The 18,362-nt window shown below is 63.5% G+C and carries 16 protein-coding genes and 1 pseudogene; 9 read left to right on the top strand and 8 right to left on the bottom strand.

All coding sequences use genetic code 11. From position 1 onward, the window contains the following. Positions 1-84 precede the first annotated feature (84 nt). Positions 85-741: a cytochrome c gene (locus AB3X94_RS38220; protein WP_368614252.1), complete on the top strand. Its 657-nt coding sequence runs from the start codon at positions 85-87 to the stop codon at positions 739-741. Between the two features lie 23 nt (positions 742-764). On the opposite strand, the gene AB3X94_RS38225 is transcribed toward AB3X94_RS38220, so the two are convergent. Next, a complete protein-coding gene (locus AB3X94_RS38225; protein ID WP_368614253.1) occupies positions 765-1,334 on the bottom strand; it encodes a cytochrome b in 570 nt (189 codons plus the stop codon). A gap of 338 nt (positions 1,335-1,672) precedes the next feature. Between AB3X94_RS38225 and AB3X94_RS38230 the strand changes: the two genes are divergently transcribed. Next, the gene (locus tag AB3X94_RS38230; RefSeq protein ID WP_368614254.1) at positions 1,673-4,426 is read left to right on the top strand and encodes a putative bifunctional diguanylate cyclase/phosphodiesterase; all 2,754 of its coding nucleotides are present in this window, start codon (positions 1,673-1,675) and stop codon (positions 4,424-4,426) included. A 39-nt stretch (positions 4,427-4,465) separates the two neighbouring features. On the opposite strand, the gene AB3X94_RS38235 is transcribed toward AB3X94_RS38230, so the two are convergent. Next, the gene (locus AB3X94_RS38235) at positions 4,466-6,499 is read right to left on the bottom strand and encodes a glycoside hydrolase family 28 protein (RefSeq protein WP_368614255.1); all 2,034 of its coding nucleotides are present in this window, start codon (positions 6,497-6,499) and stop codon (positions 4,466-4,468) included. 403 nt (positions 6,500-6,902) lie between these two features. Between AB3X94_RS38235 and AB3X94_RS38240 the strand changes: the two genes are divergently transcribed. Further along, positions 6,903-8,624 (top strand): ShlB/FhaC/HecB family hemolysin secretion/activation protein, encoded by a 1,722-nt coding sequence (locus AB3X94_RS38240; protein WP_368614258.1) that lies wholly within the window; start codon positions 6,903-6,905, stop codon positions 8,622-8,624. Positions 8,625-8,673: 49 nt separating this feature from the next. Here AB3X94_RS38240 and AB3X94_RS38245 read toward each other — a convergent pair whose 3' ends face one another. The 3 genes from AB3X94_RS38245 to AB3X94_RS38255 all read right to left on the bottom strand — a co-directional run bounded on the left by AB3X94_RS38245 (position 8,674) and on the right by AB3X94_RS38255 (position 10,577). Then, the gene (locus AB3X94_RS38245; RefSeq protein ID WP_176110704.1) at positions 8,674-9,243 is read right to left on the bottom strand and encodes a hypothetical protein; all 570 of its coding nucleotides are present in this window, start codon (positions 9,241-9,243) and stop codon (positions 8,674-8,676) included. 151 nt (positions 9,244-9,394) lie between these two features. Beyond that, a complete protein-coding gene (locus tag AB3X94_RS38250; RefSeq protein WP_176110703.1) occupies positions 9,395-9,844 on the bottom strand; it encodes a CBS domain-containing protein in 450 nt (149 codons plus the stop codon). 55 nt (positions 9,845-9,899) lie between these two features. Beyond that, entirely contained in the window at positions 9,900-10,577 is a 678-nt protein-coding gene (locus tag AB3X94_RS38255) for a phosphoribosyltransferase (protein ID WP_176110702.1), read from the bottom strand. Between the two features lie 161 nt (positions 10,578-10,738). Here AB3X94_RS38255 and AB3X94_RS38260 point away from each other — a divergent pair, with 161 nt between their 5' ends. Continuing rightward, positions 10,739-11,068: a hypothetical protein gene (locus tag AB3X94_RS38260; protein ID WP_176110701.1), complete on the top strand. Its 330-nt coding sequence runs from the start codon at positions 10,739-10,741 to the stop codon at positions 11,066-11,068. Between the two features lie 20 nt (positions 11,069-11,088). On the opposite strand, the gene AB3X94_RS38265 is transcribed toward AB3X94_RS38260, so the two are convergent. Beyond that, positions 11,089-11,778 carry a CBS domain-containing protein gene (locus AB3X94_RS38265; RefSeq protein ID WP_176110700.1) on the bottom strand — a complete coding sequence of 230 codons (690 nt, stop codon included), beginning with the start codon at positions 11,776-11,778 and terminating at the stop codon, positions 11,089-11,091. A gap of 312 nt (positions 11,779-12,090) precedes the next feature. Continuing rightward, positions 12,091-13,071: an acetyltransferase gene (locus AB3X94_RS38270; protein WP_368614256.1), complete on the bottom strand. Its 981-nt coding sequence runs from the start codon at positions 13,069-13,071 to the stop codon at positions 12,091-12,093. Positions 13,072-13,229: 158 nt separating this feature from the next. On the opposite strand from AB3X94_RS38270, the gene AB3X94_RS38275 reads away from it, so the two are divergent. The 4 genes from AB3X94_RS38275 to AB3X94_RS38290 all read left to right on the top strand — a co-directional run bounded on the left by AB3X94_RS38275 (position 13,230) and on the right by AB3X94_RS38290 (position 17,034). Beyond that, on the top strand, positions 13,230-13,373 hold the full coding sequence (locus AB3X94_RS38275) for a hypothetical protein (protein WP_176110698.1): 144 nt from the start codon (positions 13,230-13,232) through the stop codon (positions 13,371-13,373). Beyond that, on the top strand, positions 13,370-15,061 hold the full coding sequence (locus AB3X94_RS38280) for a bifunctional aminoglycoside phosphotransferase/ATP-binding protein (RefSeq protein ID WP_176110697.1): 1,692 nt from the start codon (positions 13,370-13,372) through the stop codon (positions 15,059-15,061). Before AB3X94_RS38275 ends, AB3X94_RS38280 begins: the two co-directional genes overlap by 4 nt. Before the next feature lie 211 nt (positions 15,062-15,272). After that, a complete protein-coding gene (locus tag AB3X94_RS38285) occupies positions 15,273-15,920 on the top strand; it encodes a response regulator transcription factor (protein ID WP_176111918.1) in 648 nt (215 codons plus the stop codon). 82 nt (positions 15,921-16,002) lie between these two features. Beyond that, positions 16,003-17,034 (top strand): nitroreductase family protein, encoded by a 1,032-nt coding sequence (locus AB3X94_RS38290; protein WP_368614257.1) that lies wholly within the window; start codon positions 16,003-16,005, stop codon positions 17,032-17,034. Positions 17,035-17,075: 41 nt separating this feature from the next. On the opposite strand, the gene AB3X94_RS38295 is transcribed toward AB3X94_RS38290, so the two are convergent. Further along, positions 17,076-18,065, bottom strand: coding sequence for a zinc-dependent alcohol dehydrogenase family protein (locus tag AB3X94_RS38295; protein ID WP_176110695.1), 990 nt, complete (start codon positions 18,063-18,065; stop codon positions 17,076-17,078). A 170-nt stretch (positions 18,066-18,235) separates the two neighbouring features. On the opposite strand from AB3X94_RS38295, the pseudogene AB3X94_RS38300 reads away from it, so the two are divergent. After that, a pseudogene (locus AB3X94_RS38300) lies at positions 18,236-18,362 on the top strand (1,2-phenylacetyl-CoA epoxidase subunit A); the annotation flags it as partial.

The raw sequence follows: 18,362 nt of genomic DNA on the forward strand, positions 1-18,362 counted from the left end.
GGCTCACGTTCTTTAGAAGGCTCATCGATGAAACATCCAGCGAATTCCATTGAGGATTCAACATGCCGATTCCCACGAGCGCGATTGATCCTCGTCGCCCTATCGCTCGGCGCAACCGGCTGCCACAACCTGGAGCAGTCCAGACAGATCGACAATCCCGCCGTCGCCGGAAAGACGATCGCGTTGCAGGTATGCTCGAATTGCCATAGCGTAAATGGCGTTTCGGTATCTCCCACGTTTCCGAAACTCGCGGGCCAACCACGGGAATACCTCGTCAATCAACTGACGGACTTCAAGGCCCATGTGCGAAGCGACCCGAATGCCAGAAGATTCATGTGGGGCTTCACGCATCTGAGTGAAACGCAAATCGAGCAACTCGCCGCGTACTTCTCCAGCCAGCCGCCTCCGGTACCACGAGCGCCAGCCGATCATCGGCTCATCGATTCGGGCAGGACGATTTTTTTGTTGGGCATTCCGGACAAAGGTGTACCGGCGTGCAGTGCCTGTCACGGCCAGCGTGGGGAAGGGACAGGGGGATTTCCTCGCCTCGCCGGGCAGTACGCGGACTACGTTGAAAAACAGATACTGGTGTTCCGGAGTGCCGGGCTACGCCCCCGTGGCGAAGTGATGAAGACTATCTCCGACAATATGTCGGATCGGGACATCCGAGCCGTTGCTGCTTTCATGGAGGCGTTTCCCGCAGAGACAGAAGCGGCGGCCAGTCCCGCTGTGAATCACTAGGCGTGCGGTCTTGCCATTCGGGTTTATCGGCCAGTACGCGCCCGCCCAGTCGGAAACCAGCGCGGAAGCATGCCGACCAGGACGTCGTCCTTAAGAAAGACATGATGAAAAATAGCCGCGAACGCGTGAAACCCCGCAAGCCACATAATGCCGTCGCCGAGCCACGTGTGCAGCGATGCGATGGCTGAGCCTGCTCCATGTGAAGTACCGAGCAACGGCGGGATATCGCGAGCGCCGATCAGCGTCAGCGGATGCCCTTCTAGCCACGCGCCAGAGATGGCCGTCAGCGGTAATGCAAGGAGAAGCAGATACAGCATCCATTGAACGGTTGCTGACATAACAACCATCCAGCGAGAAATTGGCGGTGTCTCGGGACGCGTGTCGACTAGCCGCCACGACAGGCGGATGAGCGTGAGCGCGAATACGCACAAGCCCAAAGTCTCGTGGAGTCGCCGGTCGAACTCGTGGACCGAAGAGTAGACGCGCTGCTCCGATCCACCTGGACCATAAATGAACGTCACGAGCACGAGAATTGCCGTGCACCAGTGAAGGAATTGGGCAATCGAACCGTAGCTAGTGGCAGAGCTTTTCACTGTGGCGTCTCCGATGTGCGACCTTCGACGAACGCCAGGCACAAGCGCTGGCCGGACACTGGCGTATTGGATTCGTGAATGGATTCTACGCGCAAACTCCGAGCGAACTATCAAGCTGACGGCGGCTCACATTTTGAACGTTCTCCGTCGAACCATCGGTCCGCCAGACTGCGGTCGATCCAGATTGATTCTCAAGTTCTTCGCATTGCTGCCGATACCTTCATTGAGGAGACAATAGCCCGGTTACTGCGCGCAATAACCGGTAAAAGATGCTGACGCACAGCCATGCCGCCGTCGAGTATCAATGTTCTGCACTCACGCGCGCTGATTCTGAATCGATGCAATATATTCCGAGCTTAGGCATCGCTGGCGTCATTGGCCGGTGGAGGCGGCGACATGGTGTCGACCGGCAACTGATCATCACCGTCGCACTGGTGTTGACCGGTCTCGTCATTTTTGCTGTCGGCATCGGTTACACGCTGATATGGCACGAGCGGTCCGTTGCAGAGCGCAGTCACGCCCTGCGTGCCCGCGATGACATCGAGACGCTGCAAGCCGTGCACATTCAGGCGAACGCCGACTTCCTGCTGGGGCTCGACAGTGCACGGGTCGCATCTTTCGCGTGGCCGGTGCAGCGTGTAGTGTTGGCCGCCACCTGCTTCGACCGGCTGGAACAAAGTTACGCAAGCGACCCGCGAAGCCAACTGGTGGTACGGCGTCTGCGCGGTGAGACTGCCGGCTGGGCGTGGCTTCTGGCCGACATCGCGGTACGTGCGCACGTCGCGGATGGCCGCGCCTCGGTCGACAGCCCTGATCTGCTCGCAGCGAACCGCATGCTGGCGAACATCGTCACCCAGTTGGTGACCCTCCGCGACGCGCAGACCGCTTCCCTGAGGGCTGCATCCGACAGCGCGACGCGCCACCTCGTGATAGAACGGACTGTGCTTGCAACCACGGCGCTGGCGGCATGTTTGCTTCTTTGCTATGCGCTGATTGCTCACTATCGCGCCCGTCTCGCGCGGCAACGCGCGCGCGTCATCGCAACAGAAAGCGAGCGCCGGTTCCGTCAGTACTTTGATCATCATCCACTGCCGATGTTGATTTTCGACGTCGAGACGCTATCGATCCTCGCTGCGAACCGCGCGGCCGCATCGCAATACGGACGCACGCGCCGCCAGCTATGTTCGTTCGAGATGGCCGCCCTGTATGCGCAAGCCGACTTGCCGTCGTTTCTGCGCGATCTGCACGCGCTGCTGGCCGCGGCCACCACAAGCGGCTCGGCCGGTGTATGCCGGCATCGACACAGCGACGGCACGCCCGTCTACGTCGAACTCTCGTACCACTTCCTGACCTATGGCCGTCATCGAGCGTGCTTCATCACAGCTGTTGACGTCACGGAGCGAAAGAACGCCGAGCTCGCGCTATTGCTGCGAAGCCGTGCCCTCGACGCGATTGGCAACGGCGTGCTCATCACTCGACCCGATCCGAACGGCGACGTGGTCGAATACGCCAACCCGGCATTCGAGAAAATAACCGGCTATGAGCGCCCGCACAATTCAGGCGATCACTCCGCGCGGCCGGAAACACCCGGATTGTGGCAACAGATCGGTGCGGCGATTGCCGAGAAACGCGACGCCACCACGCTGACGAAAAGCCAACGCGCAAACGGAACAGAGTTCTGGTATCAGCTATACGTTGCACAAGTAAGCGACGAGTCGGAAAAGGTTACGCATCACATCAGCGTGGTGAGCGACCTGACGGAGCTCATCGAGTCGCGCGATCTGCTGGTCAGGCAGGCGCGCCGCGATGCGCTGACGGACTTGCCGAACCGCGTGACGCTGCGCGAACTGATCGACACGGCGATCTTCGAGGGTCACGAGTTCGCGCTGCTGTTCATCGACCTCGATCATTTCAAGGACATCAACGACAGCCTGGGCCACGGCGCCGGCGATCGCCTGTTGCAGGAAGTCGCGCGGCGGCTGTCGGCCTCGGTCGGATCGGATGGCGTGGTCACCCGCTATGGCGGCGACGAGTTCGTGACGATGTTGAAGGGTTCAACCGGCGATGCCGAACTCTGCGCGCTGTTGGCGCGCGTGACGCAAACGCTGGACGAGCCGGTGCAAATCGACGACATGCAACTGCGGGTCCGGATGAGCGTTGGGGTCAGCTGCTATCCGCAGGACGGCACGGACTGCGAAACCCTGCTGAAACACGCCGACCTTGCGATGTATCGGGTCAAGGCAGGCGGGCGCAACGGCGTCGAGCGATTTTCGCCTTCGCTCGCACATGAAGCGGCTCAGCGCATCGCGCTATCGCACAAGCTGCGCAACGCCGTCGAGCAGAACGGCTTCGAGCTGGTGTACCAGCCGCAAGTGGACATACGCAGTTACCGGCTGAGCGGGGTCGAGGCGCTGATCCGATGGCACGACGCGGACTTCGGCACGGTCAGCCCGACGACGTTCATACCCTTGGCCGAAGACATCGGTTTGATTGCGCCAATCGGAGAATGGGTGCTGCAAACTGCCTGTGCACAGGCAAAGCGCTGGGAAGAAGCGCTGCCGGGGCTGCGCATGTCGGTCAACGTGTCGCCGAGCCAGCTTACGTCGAGCGATTTCGGCGCCGTCGTGCGCCGTGCTCTTGCCGCGTCGCAATTGGCCGCGGACCGGCTGGAACTGGAGATTACCGAAGGAGGCCTGGTTGCCCCCGGCGCCCTGCCCACGCTGCGCGCGCTGCACGACATTGGCGTGTCCATAGCGATCGACGACTTTGGCGCCGGTTACTCTAGCCTGGCTTATCTGCGCAGCTTTCACGCTGACCGTCTGAAGATCGACATGTCGTTCATCCGCGGCATTGGCAGCAGTCGTGCGGACGAAACGATTATCGGGGCGATCATCGCACTTGCCCGCAACCTGCGTTTCGAAGTCGTCGCGGAAGGCGTGGAACGAGCGGAGCAGCTGGCTTTTCTTGCCGAGGCCGGCTGCGAGATCGTTCAGGGATACTACTTCGCCGCGCCACAGCCAGCGGGGAATATTCCGGCCTACGCGGCGAGTCTGCTCAGCGAGTTGCACGAGTTGCAAAATGCCTCGTCGTGAGAGCCCCGCGCGCGACGACTTCACTTTGGCCCGTCGCCTTTAACGCGGATCAGACAGCGTCTGATTGAGCGTCTGCCCAGCGATGATCACGTTCTGCAACGTGATGTCGTGCACGTTGTAGAGGTAGATCGGTCCCGGCGTGCTGGCGCTAGCAGGCCCCGCAGCCGCGGGTGTGCCGAAATCACAGTTGGAAATCGTCACTCCGGTGATTGCCGGGACGCTCGGCGCAGGCGCCGGACCATTGTAGTCGAACGCAACTGGACCTTGTGCAACGATGGCCTGGAAACACGAGCCGGTTGTACTGCCCAATGTCACGTTCGAGGCATTGACGTTCGTGATGTTGACGTTGTCAATGAGCGCGGGGCGGGTGCGGATGGCATCGGCAGCAGGCTGGTAATCGCAATCGAACGTGATCAGGCCGCCTTGAGACGCGGACGGATTAGCGGCGGTTGCGGTGGCCACACCGATGGGCACGGTGCTGTTGATCGGACTGCCTGTCAGCATCTTGCTGCCGTAGCCGCCGCCGGTGAGGCTCACCCCGTGCGGGAGCGTGACACCGTTCACATAGAAGTTCTTGACGTAGCCTCCGCGGTTCATGTTCGTCTTGATACGGATCGCAATGTTCAGCGAATTCGTTGCCCAGAACTGGTTGAGCATGGTCAGGTTGCGTGCGTAGATGTTCTGCACGCCGCCACCCATCTCGCTGCCGAGCGTAATGCCGCCGTGACCGCTATTCATCATGCAGTTCTGGATCACATGGTTCTGCGCCGGCCCGTACTCCGTGTCGAGATCCTTGCCTGACTTGATGGCGATGCAGTCGTCGCCCGTGTTGAACGTGACGCTGTCGCACAGAACCGTGTTGCAGGCGTCGGGATCGAAACCGTCGTTGTTCGGTCCGATGCTGTCGGCTGTCACGCCACGGATCACGACGTTCGTGCAGTCCGTCGGATGATGCTGCCAGAACGGCGTGTTGTTGGTTCGGTAGTTTTCCATCAGCACGTTCGTGCAACCGAGGAACTCGACCATGCACGGCCGCAAATAGTGGCCGAGACCGAAGATTCGCTGCGCGACTGGCACGCCCGCTTCGGAGAGCGCCGGCAGGTAGTTCTGGTCCTGCTGCCAAGGCGTAGCCGGATTGGTCAACTGCGCGTACAGCGAGGCCGAAATGGTGGGGACGGCCACCATCAGATCGACGTTGTTCGGGTTGGTATAAGCCTGCGACGGCGTGGACGACCCGGCGCAGCCGTATGCGCCACTGGTACCCTTGTAGGTCCACCAGCAAGTGCTGGTGTTTCCGCTTCCGGCGAACGGCGTCATCGCCTGACCGTTCAGCACCGATGTCGGACCTTCGCCGGTCAGCGCGATATTGTTCGCGTTTCGTGCGTACACGGGCGAGCCGAAGTTCAGGCAGTCGTTTGCCTGCCAGCGGCTGTAGTACAGGTTGCCGTTGGCGCCGCAGTTGACGGGGCCGTCCTTCGCGTAGTCGGCGGGATTCGGGCTGAAATAGATCGTGCAGTTCGCGCTCAGATGGAAGTTGACGTTACTCTGCAGCACGATCGGACCCGCGCAATACCACGTGCCGGCCGGCACCACGACCCGGCCGCCACCGGCGGCACTGCACGCCGCGATTGCCGCGAGGAAAGCGGGACGTGAATCGAACGATCCCGGTGCGTTGGTCGCGCCAGCACCGGTACTCACCGGCGATGAACTGCCCGTATAAGGGCTGGCCTGCGCGATGACCGCGCACGGTTGCGCACCGTACTGTTCAACCGGGAAATCGACGGCCGGGAAAGCGCTCTGGGTGATCTTCTGCAGCGCATTGATGATGTTCGTCGCCGAGCCGTCGGGGCCCCAGATCGGGTCGGCCGCGGCCGTTGACGGCGTGCTTCCGGCCGCTGGCGTCGAACTGCCGCCTCCCCCCGCGGCAGCGGAAACGCCGCCGCCGCCGCACGCCTGCAGGAGTGCGCTGCCCGCCAACGCGCCTCCCAGCCCAATGAAGCCACGGCGCGAAATGCGCAAGGTGTCGCCCGTTGCGGGCGCATTTTTATCAAGATCGCACGACAGCCTGGACATCGGGTCTCCTCCGGACAAATTGCATCAGTTGTATGACAAGTCTGGAAGAGTAAAGACAAGATTCGCGGCAGTACACATGGTGGATACCCTTACTGAATGTTTCCTACACACCCCCGGACGCGGCAGGAAGTGACCGGAGCCGTTTAGAGGGTTCAAGTTTCTTTTGGAATTTCACGCGAGACGGTTCGACTAGAATGATTTCGACGCGCGGCTGCGCATTCGATGAACTACATCCGTCATCAGGTATCGCAATGAACAACGGCAGGCTCGTATTACATGCGCGATGGCATCGTTTGCAGCGCGACGCGCGCGCCTGGTCGTCGCTGCCTGCTGCCGGTAGGCTCAGCGCTTTGCATGAAAGCGATCGATGAAACCGCGATCCGCCGACTGCACTGCCGTCCTGATGACCGCGTCGTGCATCGCGGGCCTCATGCAGACCTCACCCGTAGCCGCACAGGCATGGCGCGATGTCGCGCCTCAACCCGCCCCGCAGGCGCCGCGAAGCGCGCCGCCGCCCTCCTCCCCGGAAACGCAGGCCGAGTCCGCACGGATCGCAGTCGAGCGGCTTGCCGGGCTCGTCTTCGAACCGGCCACCGCGTCCGCGACGGCATCACCGACGCAGCAACAACGCATCGTCGCGCAAGGACTGCCCGTACTCGACGACGCGTTCCTGCAGAGCTTCGCCACGGACCTGGACAAGCCGCTGACTTTCGGCCGCCTCGCCGAGATTCGCCGCGCCGTGGTCGCGCGGTATCGGGCAGCGGGAAAGCCGCTCGTCGACGTCTACGTGCCGGAACAGGACGTCAGCTCGGGGGTCGTTCGTATCGCCATTGCCGAGTTCAAGCTCGGGCGGGTTCATGCCAGCGGCAACACCTACTTTTCGAGCAGCCTTCTCGAACGTGAAATGCCGCTCGAACCCGGCGCACCGATCCCGCAAGCGACGGTCTCGAAGGGACTCGCCGTGCTCAACGCGAATCCTTATCGACGGGTCGATGCTGTTTTTGCACCCGGTGAAGCAGCGGACACGACCGACGTCGTGCTGCAAACCGAAGACCGTCTGCCGCTTCGGGTCAGCGCGGGTTACGACAATGAAGGCGTGCCGGACCTCGGCCGTGACCGGTTCTTTGCAGGCATCGGCTACGGCAACCTGTTTGGGCTCGATCAGCAGATCGCCTATCAATTCACGGCCAGCAACGATTTTTTCAGCGGCAATCCGGATATCGAAGGCCGCCCGAACCGCGCCCGCTTCACCGCGCACGCGCTGAACTACACGGCGCCGCTGCCCTGGCTCGACACGATCGAGTTGTTCGGCGTCTACGCGCAGAGCACGCCACGCCTGCCCGACACGTATGGGCAAACGGGCATTTCCGCGCAGCTTAGCGTCCGTTATGACTTGCGTCTGCCGACCATCACGGACACCACCCAGCTCGTCCAGATCGGATACGACTTCAAGCGGAGCAACAACGATCTGGAATTCGGCGGCTCCCAGGTTTTCAACTCGAATACGCACATCCATCAGTTCGTGTTGGCTTACAGCATCAGCAAACCGACCGACGCGGGCGCGGCGCATGCCGCGGCGACACTCGTCGCCAGTCCGGGTGGATGGGATGGCAGCAATCAGGACGCGGCATTCAACGCCGCGCGGCAGGGCGCGACGTCCCGCTACATCTATATGCAGTTGACTGCATCGCGCGCCACCGCGCTTGGGGCGGGCTTCACACTGATCACGAACGGAACGTTTCAGTGGACGCCGAACACGTTATTGCCGAGTGAGGAGATGGGGCTCGGCGGGGAGTCCAGTGTGCGAGGCTACGACCCATACGTGACGCTCGGCGATCGCGGCTGGAACATCCAGACCGAGGTGCGCACGCCTGCGATCGCTCTCGGCGCGAGCAACGCAGTCGTGCAACCTTTTGTGTTTTTCGATGCCGGCCGCGTATGGACCACCATCGATCAGCCCGCGGAGAATAATCCCGGGCTGCTCGCGGGCGTCGGCGCGGGCGTGCGCTTCCAATGGTCGAGATTCGTGGATTTTCGCTGCACCTACGGCGCGCCATTACGCTCGGCGACGCCAAATGGTTCGAAGGCGCCGATCGTGCTCTTGTACGTGTCGCTCGGAACATGAGCCATCGACACGTCATCTCCCGACCGTCAACGACGCCTGAGCGCTAGTCTCACTGCGCGACCCGTTGCTCGTCGGCGCGGCCGTCATCTAGCCGTCTCGCCCCTTCCACGCTTTCGATCGAATGACCCGCGGCGCCGAAGCCGCGCTCGATGTCCGTCGCGATGCCTCGGCCGGCCGGCGCATCGAATGCCGGCGGGCCGTCGTCCGGAAGCGGCGGCGCCACGTCCGCGACGCGACGCGGCGAGCGCCGCTTCGTCGCCTTCGCATCGAACCACGCGACGTCGCGGCGCAAGCCGACCACATAGGCACGCCAGCCTCGCGGATGGTCACTGAACAGAGACGCGCGCACGGATGCGGCCAGCGCGTCCCTGTCGAGAGGGTCGTCGAGCAACCCTTGCGGCCACCTGCAGAACGCGTGAAGCGCACGGGACCTGAACGCGTCCACGGGCATATCGGGGCGCAGCTGCGCGAGCAGCGGCTCGTCACCGAGAATCGGGTATCGCGCGATCAGCTCGCCAATGGTTGCCGCACTCGGCGCCATTTCGTCGAGCCGAACGATCAATTGCATCACGCGCCCCAGATGAAGCAGCAGCGCGCGCCTTTCGAGAGCGTCTTCCATGATTTGCGGTGCCTTCGATCAAGACAGTCGAATTGCATCCGGTCAATCGCGTCGTCTTGCTGGCCGCTGTCTGACCGGCGTTCCACTTACAAGCCTACGGCGCCTCGCGGCGCGGATGTTGATCCGGGTCAATGCATGCACCGGGTCGGCGTCACGCGCGGTTCTTCTCTTCGATGTGGGGCTGGCGATCCGTCACCAGCGATAGCTCCGACAGAAGCCCAGCCACCGCCTCGAGCAGATCGTCGAGCGTCACGATGCCGGTGAGCGCGCCTGTGGTGTCGACGACCGGCAGGCGCCGCACGCCGTTCAGACGCATTCGCGAGGCGGCAAGCCAGAGATCGTCCCCCTCGGCGACGAGCGCCGGCGGCGACGACATCACGTCGTTCACGAAGATCTTCTCGGGGTTGGCCTGTTTGGCCACGATGGCCAACACGATGTCGCGATCGGTCAGCATCCCGACAGGCACGCTGTGCCCGCCGATCGTCTCAACCACCACGAGGTCGCCGACATGCTGTTCGCGCATCAGCTGCGCGGCCTCGAGAATCGTCGCTTGCCGTCGGCAGACGGTGACGTCCCGCGTACAGATGGTTCCTGTATTCACGATACATGCCCCACGTTCGACACGGCCTGCCGCCGTGTATCCGTTCGCTGCGCCGTCACCCGACCGAGTCAGAGCTCTGCTCGGGCTCCCAACCGCGCGCCGCAGCGAGACACGCGCGGACTTCTTCATCGCTCGTCTGGTCGAAATTCACATAGAACCCGCCGATCCCCATCAGCCAGTCCGGCTGCAACACGCTGACGAACGCGTCCGCGATTCCTTCGAATGACATCGGCGCATCGGATTGCGACACCGGGACCGCCACCACGATCCGGGCAGGATGTCTGTCACGGAGTGCGTCGATCGCCGCATGCATCGACGCCCCCGTCGCGATGCCGTCGTCGACCACGATCACCGTCTTGCCCTGCACTGCCGCCGGGGGGCTGTCCCCACGGTACGCGACTTCCCTGCGCGTGAGTTCCGCCCTTTCGCGGGCGATCACATCGGTCAATTGGGTGTCGCTGATCTGCAGTTCGCGAAGTACCGACCTCTCCAGATGGAGGGCGCCCCCGGAAGCGATGGCGCCCATCGCCAGTTCCTCGTCTTGAGGCGCGCCAAGCTTTCTGACGACCAGAACGTCGAGCTTCGCGCGCAACTCCCGCGCCACTTCGAACGCGACAGGAACGCCGCCGCGCGGCAGGGCCAGCACGACCAGATCGCCGCGACCCTGATAGTCGCGCAGCGCGTGGGCTAGCTGTTTGCCCGCGTCGACGCGGTCGCGAAACCGGTTGCCCATTACCTTTTCTCCCCCGCAACGCCCGAGCGCGTTGCCTCGGTCACTATGCCATCGATCGCTAGCATCAAACGTTCCTCGACGCAGCGCAATCTAAGCGCAGTTCGATTGACTTAGGTCAGTAGTTGGCGTTCGAGACAGCGACATGATCCGCAATAGAGACAATGGATGTCGTCATGAATGGAGAGGTTACCGAACTCCGGGTTCATGCATTCGCCTGCGCCGCGGACGCGACTGCGCGGAACGACGCGGAATCGACGGAGCTGTCCGCGGCGATCCGCTACGAAGCCGCCACTCGGGCCCGGGTCGCCATATCCCATCAACGTCTGCTGCGGCAACGGGCGCTTTTGCATGGCCTTGCCGTTGGCGGAGTCGATCAATCCATTGCGCGACACTGCCTGCAGGGACTGGAAGACTCTTTTCATGTATTGAGCCTGATCTGGGAGATGCGCCTTTACAAGCTCGATGCGCTGCTGGACAGCGAGGCCCAGTGACGTGACCGAAGCGCCCCTGTTCACATCGGCGTGAACGGGACCGGATATTCCAGATGATCCTTTACTTCTTTTACGCCTGGAGCGCGCGCGGCCGCGGCGAGGATCGCCTGGCGCTCTTCCTCGGAGCGTATCGGTCCCCAGCAATGAGCGACGCCATCCGTGACGATCAGGTCGTCGGCGTCCAGCGCCCAACGCTGTCCTTCGAGTTCCTTCATGATCGCGGCGCGAATCTGCTCGTCCGACGGTTGCGAATCGAGCTGTGCGGGTGCGCAACTCGCGAGAGCCCGCACCAGATTAGCCCTGCTGACGATGCCGACGAGCTTGCCGTCGCGCAAGACCGGTAGACGCTTGATGTGCTTGCGCCCGAGCAGTTCGGCGACCGCCGTCAGCGGCGCGGATTCGTCGACGGTGACGGCGGGGGCGCTCATCACGTCACGCACCCGAACCGAACGCTCTTTCAGATACTCGACCGCGAGTTGACGCGTAGGCGCGATGAACTGGGCTAGCCACGAGCGCCGCGGCGTTTCGGTGCCGGTTTCGACGCGCCGGAGCAGATCGCCCTCGCTGACGATGCCAATCACGCTGCCTTTGTCGTCGAGAACGGGCATGCCGCTGATCTTGCTGTCGGCGAGCAACTGTGCCGCGTCGTAGACCGAGCTGTCCGGTGCGATCGACACGACCTGGGTCGTCATGATGTCCGAGGCTTGCATAGTGATCTCCGTATTGAGTGCCCTGCGCTGCCGCACATCGATGCAGGCAGGCACGAGGCGACGCAATGGACAGGCGCTGAAGGACGCGTCGCCGTGCTCCCTTCGGCACCCACTTCGAATCCGCTCGCCCGGCGTGTCGACCAGTCGTTGCAACGCGTCGATTCCGCCGTGCGATGCGCCCATCACAAAGAACCGGCCACTGATGATCGGCCCCCGGTTCCAGTACAGCCCAATGATCGATGCGCAGCGGCCGGCGATCGTTGACTTGCATCAAGCCCGTCCCCGCTGACCAAGCGACGATGCAGCAATCGATTACCGGCCACCCGCCCCCCGAGATTCGCCGCAAAACGCGATGCTGAACGCTGCCGCGAATTCGTCGAGCCGCGCGCGATCGAGCCCGTCTATACCGGCGGCGGCGACCCTGCCGTTTCCGCCGAACTTTCTGCAAAGTACGTCGGCGCCACGCGGGTAATCGAGCGGAGCCCGCACGCTGCCCGTGTATCGGCCATCGGCGCCGGCTGTCAGTACAGCGTGCGCTCGCGCCGGGTCGCGCCGCGCAACGAGATTCGCGAAATCGCCTCGCACGCGCCGCGCCCAAGCCGCGTCGGGGAGAATGTGCAGCGTTCCATTGGCGAGCCGCCGGACTTCCACGAGTCCCAAGGCCATCTCGAGGTCTTCAGTGCGCCGCGCCTGCAGTTCGGGCAGCACGCTGGTCGACGCAATGAACTCGAGCGGGTCCGCATAGGGTTGGATTGCGCGATACATGTCGACGGGATCGACGGCAAGATCGCCGACGCTATCCCCGTACGCGTTGTAGTTGATCGCTTCGCCAAGTTCACGCAGCTTGCGCTCGTCGGACGAGTTCATCGCGCACGCGGTGGCGGCCCGGTGCGCTGCCGGATGCAGGTTGTCGCCATAGGCCGCGACCACCGCCCAGCGCGTGTACCGGCCTTGCAGATGGCGGTCCACGAGCAGCGCCGTGCACGTATCTGGTGACGTATCGATATGCGTCGTCAGCAACGCGTTTGCGGGTATCGGTCCCGAGAAATGATGATCGAAATAGTCGATCTTTACCCCAAGAGCCAGCAACGCGACGAGTGGATCGCGGTTCGCATCGAGCGAAATATCCAGCACGGTCACGCTGTCGCCCGGCTGCGCGTTCGCGCGGTGCAGCAGCGTGACCTCGCGCTTGGCCCCGGTGATCAGGATGGTGTCGGCAGGCTCGGCGAGCCGCAACTGATGCAGCGCGCAAATGCCGTCCGCATCGCCATTGAAAATATCGAATCGCTTCATCCGCTGCTCCACCCGCGCGTCGCTGCCACGATCGCACGCGCTTCGACTGGGGTCAAACGGTGCCCCCGCTCCACTTCAAATGGAAGCGTACGCCGGTATCGTCCGCTTGACCGCCTCGTCGATTCAGATCAAGCCGGTTACCATACCCGATGACTTGAATGAGTAGACGATTTTGGCTCGCGCGCAAGGCGGGCGCCGGCCGTCCCACTACGTGGAGGTCAACCGTGTCGAATCAGACGCTCGTTTTTCTCGATCACGCGCGGCCCGGCGCGCCGCTCGTCACGACATGGAGCCTGGCATGAGTGCGCCGCCGAGCCGCAAGCCTTCCGCGCGCCGAGCCGATGCCACACTTCACGGCAGCCTGCATGTCGCCAACCGATTGCGCGCCGCGCGTCGCAGCCTGCGCGGACTCGACGCGACGCTGCGCAGGCCGGGCACCTACCGTCATCCGGCGGGCGGGATCGTCAGAATCGAAACGCATATATCCGTCGTGTATCTCGCCGGGCGCTTCGCGTACAAGATCATCAAACCCGTCGCACCAGGCTTCGCGGACTTTACCTCCGCCTCGACACGCCAGCGCTGCTGCGAAGCCCAGCTCCGCCTGAACCGGCCACTCGCGCGAGGTATCTACGCCGCCGTGATACCGATTGCGCGCCGTGCCGGCGTGCTGGCGCTCGGCGCCGGCGGCGTCGCCGTCGAGCACGTGGTCAAGATGCGCCGCTTCGACGAGGCGATGCTCTTTTCGAGTCTCGCGGCGAACGGAGCACTGACGCCGCGCGACATCGACGGCGCGGCGAAGCGGCTCGCCGACTATCACCTGAGCGCACCCCGCAACGCGCCCTCGTCGCGCTACGGCAGCGCGACGCTGGTGCGAGCCCAGATCGAAACGATCAACGCACCGCTGCTGGCCAATTGCAGCCATCCCGCGCTGCCCGGCATTGCCGCGTGGTGCGCGCGACAGCTCGACGAACTCGCGCCGCTGATCGAGCGGCGCCGCGCCGAGGGTTTCGTGCGCGGCTGCCACGGCGATCTGCATCTCGACAACGTGGTGCGCTGGCGCGGCGCCATCGCGATGTTCGACTGTATCGACTTCGACGATGCGCTACGCTGGATCGACGTCGCGGCGGATGTCGCGTTTCTCGTGATGGACCTGTGCGCGCGAGCGCAACCTCGTCTCGCCAATCGCCTGTTGAACCGTTGGCTGGAAACGTCGGGCGACTATGCGGCGCTGTCTCTGATGCCCTTGTACATCGCGTATCGGGCGCTGGTGCGGGCGTGGGTCGCGTGCCTGAAAGCGGGGCACGTGGCGGGCCGCAACGTCGCGCTCCCGCAACCGGCCCTGCGCTACCTCGAGGTCGCGCGGGCGCAAACGCAGAAGCCGCGACCCGTTCTGCTGCTGTGTCATGGCTTTTCCGGTTCGGGAAAATCGGTCGCGAGCCGCGCTCTGGCGGACCTGTGCGGCGCGGTGCGCGTGTCGAGCGATGCGGAACGCAAGCGCATGCGGCCAGCGTCCGACGCGCAAATGGCGCTCGGCGCCGAACACTACACGCAAGCTGCGCGTCACGCGATCTACGATCACCTGCTTGGACTCACGCACGGCGTGCTGCAAACCGGCCACAGTGTGATCGTCGACGCGACCTTTCTCGAATCGAGTCAGCGCGGCACGTTTTTGGCACTCGCCGAACGGCTTGGCGTACCGGCCCGCATTCTCGACTTTCGTGCCGACCCAGCGGTGCTCGCGCAACGCATCGAAGCGCGCCGGCGTGGTCCGCGCGATCTCTCCGACGCGGACACCGCCACGCTCGCGCGTCAACTCGCGAACGCCGACGTACTGACGCCGGCAGAACAGGCGCTGACCTTGTCGTTCGACACCGCGGTACCGATGGCAGCGTTCGACTCGCCCGCGTTCTGGCGACCGGTGATCGACTTGATGCAGCCGGGTATCGAAACCGTCGCGGCTGCGTCGCGTGTTACGGATACCGCTCGTTAGCCGGGCAAGCGGTCAGTGGATCGCGGATCGTGAACGAGCCGCCGATCGCGAAACCCCTGGAGCCAACGGTCACGAAAAGCCGACTAAAATCGATTTGCGCGAACACGCGTCGATGCCCGGCGATTCCATGCGCATCGACACAGCGCAAAGCGCGACTTCGCGATTGCTTCAGGTTTTCCTGCCAATGGATGCAACCGGAAGAGATCACCCGATGATCAAGGTGTTGCTGGCCGACGACCACACGCTCGTGCGCGACGGACTGCGCCATATCCTGCAGCAAGCGAACGGCTTCGAGGTAGCCGGCGAAGCGTGCGACAGCGCGACGACGATCGCGCTGATCCGCGCGACCCAGGCACACGTGCTCGTGCTCGACCTGTCGATGCCGGGGCGCAACGGCATTGAACTGATCAAGCAGATCAAGGAGGAAAAACCCGATCTGCGAATTCTGGTGCTGACGATGCACGCCGAGCAGCAATACGCGGTGCGTGCGTTCAAGGCGGGCGCATCGGGCTATCTGACCAAGGAAAGCGCGAGCGCGGAACTGGTCGGCGCGGTGACGAAAGTCGCGTCGGGGGGCGTCTATGTGAGCCTCGCGATGGCCGAACGCTTCGCGCAGAATCTGAACGAGCCGGCCGACACGCTGCCGCACCAGCGCTTGTCCGACCGCGAATTCGACGTGTTCCGGCGCCTCGTCGAAGGCCAGAGCATCACCGGGATCGCCAACGAACTTTGCGTCAGCGTGAAAACGATCAGCACGCACAAGACCCGCATCCTCGAAAAAATGCAGATGCCGAACGAGAACGGGCTGGTTCGCTATGCGATCCGCCATAAGCTGTTCGACGACGAGAACGATTTGTAGTGCTTCCCCGCCGCGGTGCCCGGTGACACGATAACGACACGAACCGCGTGCTTGCGGCCCTGATCCGACAGGAGACTTCGAGATGAGCGATGCCGCGCAACATGATGCCTGGGAAATCGGTGAACCGCACTTCCCCGCCTCCACGCCTGTGGAACAGCAATTGCGCTTTGCGCTGCACTACGCGGTACTCGCGCCGTCGAATCACAACACGCAACCGTGGCGGTTCATCGTCGACGGCGAGACCGTACAGATCTGCGCCGACCGCATGCGCGCGCTTCCCGTGGTCGATCCTTTCGATCGCGAACTTCTGATGAGCTGCGGCGCGGCTTTGTTCAATCTTCGCGTGGCGCTGTGCCGACTCGGCCTCGCTTATGCGATCACACTGTTTCCAGCGGAAGCGGACCCCGACATCGTGGCGCTCGTACGCGTGTCGCGCGACGGGCCTCGCGACCCGCACCTGCATGATCTTTTCGACGCGCTGACGGAGCGCGTGACGACGCGTGCGCCGTTCGTCGATGACCCTGTGCCCGCCGCACTGCAACGCAAGTTCAGCGACGCCTGCGACGACGAGGGCGCGCTTGCCTGCTGCGTGGAGCAGAAAGCCGCGCGCGAGGCGCTCGCGCGCCTGATCGCCGATGCGGATCGAGCGCAGTTCGCTGACCCGCGTTTCAGGCGCGAGCTCGCCAGCTGGATTCACCCGCGGCGACGCGACGATGGCATGCCCGCTTACGGTACCGCTGTCGGCGCGCTGCTCGATTTCGCGGCGCCGCTCGTCAGCATGGCCGTCCGGGTGTTCGATGCTGGCGCGGGCCAGCCGGCCACGCACCAGCACCTCGTGGATGGCTCGCCGCTGATGGTCGGCATCGCGACGATGCGCGACGACCGCGAGGCATGGCTCGCGGCGGGACAGGCGCTCGAACGCATGTTGCTGGTCGCGGCATCGGCGGGATTGACCGCTTCGTACCTGAACCAGCCGATCGAAGTGGACGCGCTGCGCGAGCGGCTCCGGACGCTGCTGCGCACGGACGCGTTTCCGCAGCTTCTGCTTCGCGTTGGGCGCGGCCCGCGCGTCCGTCATGCGCCGAGGCGGCCGCTCGCCGATGTGGTCTCCTGACACGCACGGGAAGTCTGCTCAGGGCAATGCCAGGCCTTGGGCTACACCGTTACCACGATCTTGCCGAACTGCCCGTTGGTTTCGAGGTAGCGGTGCGCGTCGACGATCTCGTCGAACGCAAAGGTGCGATCGATGACCGGCTTCAGCGAGCCGCTTCCGAGGCCCTTGAGCACGAACTCCACCGCGGCCTTCCGGCGCGTCGGATCGCCACTCGTTAGCCAGATGTTGTGCGCCTTCACGGAATTCATCCTGGCGATCATCTGCAGCACAGGCAGCGTCGTAGCACGCTCGTCGAGTGCGCCGTACAGATACGCGATCCCCTGGAACGACAGCGCCTCGATCAGTTTCGCGAAGTTCGGGCCGCCGACCGGATCGAATGCGACGCGAGCCCCCTTTCCATCCGTGATCCGCATGATCTCTTCGACAAGGTCCGACTCGTCCGTCACTATCACGTGGGCGGCACCCGCGTCGAGCAACTGCTGTCTCTTGCCGGCATGGCGCGTGACCGCGATCGACGTCGCCCCCGAGTAATTCGCCAGCTGGATCGCCGCCAGTCCAACGCTGCTCGAAGCGGCCGGCACGACGACATGGTCGCCGGCGCCTACCCTCGCATCTTCGATCAGCGCGCCATAAGCGGTGACGAACATCATCCACACCGAAGCGGCCTCGGCGAAGGAAAGCGACTTCGGATGCCTGACAACCGCATGGTCCGGCACGATGATGACTTCGCCGTAGGTGAAGTACTGATTCATCGAGAACGACGGGATCACACTGACCTCGTCTCCGGGCGCGAAATTGACGACGCCCTCGCCCACCGCATCGACGATGCCGGCCGCCTCGTACCCGAGCCCAGCCGGAAAGCGCACCGGTTCGATGTACCGGTCGGTGCGCCACATCGCTTCCGCGCGATTGAGACCGATCGCCTTCACATTGATCCGAACTTCACCGCGGCCTGGGCCGCGGACCGATTCTTCGACGAATCGAAGCACTTCGGGCGCACCGGCCTCGGTAAATCTGACAGTCCGTGACATCACTACCTCCTGGATGGATTGACGGTAGAGCAATCTCGCCCGCGTGCCCAAGGATGGCCCGAGGGTATCCCCGATCCTATTCCACTTATCGATCGAAAGTAAAATTCAATTGACCGACCGGTCGGTTAATTTATACTGCGTCACATTGCCACTTCTTCTGGATGGTGCAGATGTACACCCAATCCCTCGATATCCCCGGCCACGTCGCCCCGCTGGACGCGGACGCGAATTCGCCCGAACAGGCGCGCTTCGACGCGGTCATGGCCGCCGACGGCAAGATCGAGCCGCAGGACTGGA

The sequence above is a fragment of the Paraburkholderia sp. BR10923 genome, from assembly GCF_040948765.1.
GTDB lineage: Bacteria > Pseudomonadota > Gammaproteobacteria > Burkholderiales > Burkholderiaceae > Paraburkholderia > Paraburkholderia youngii.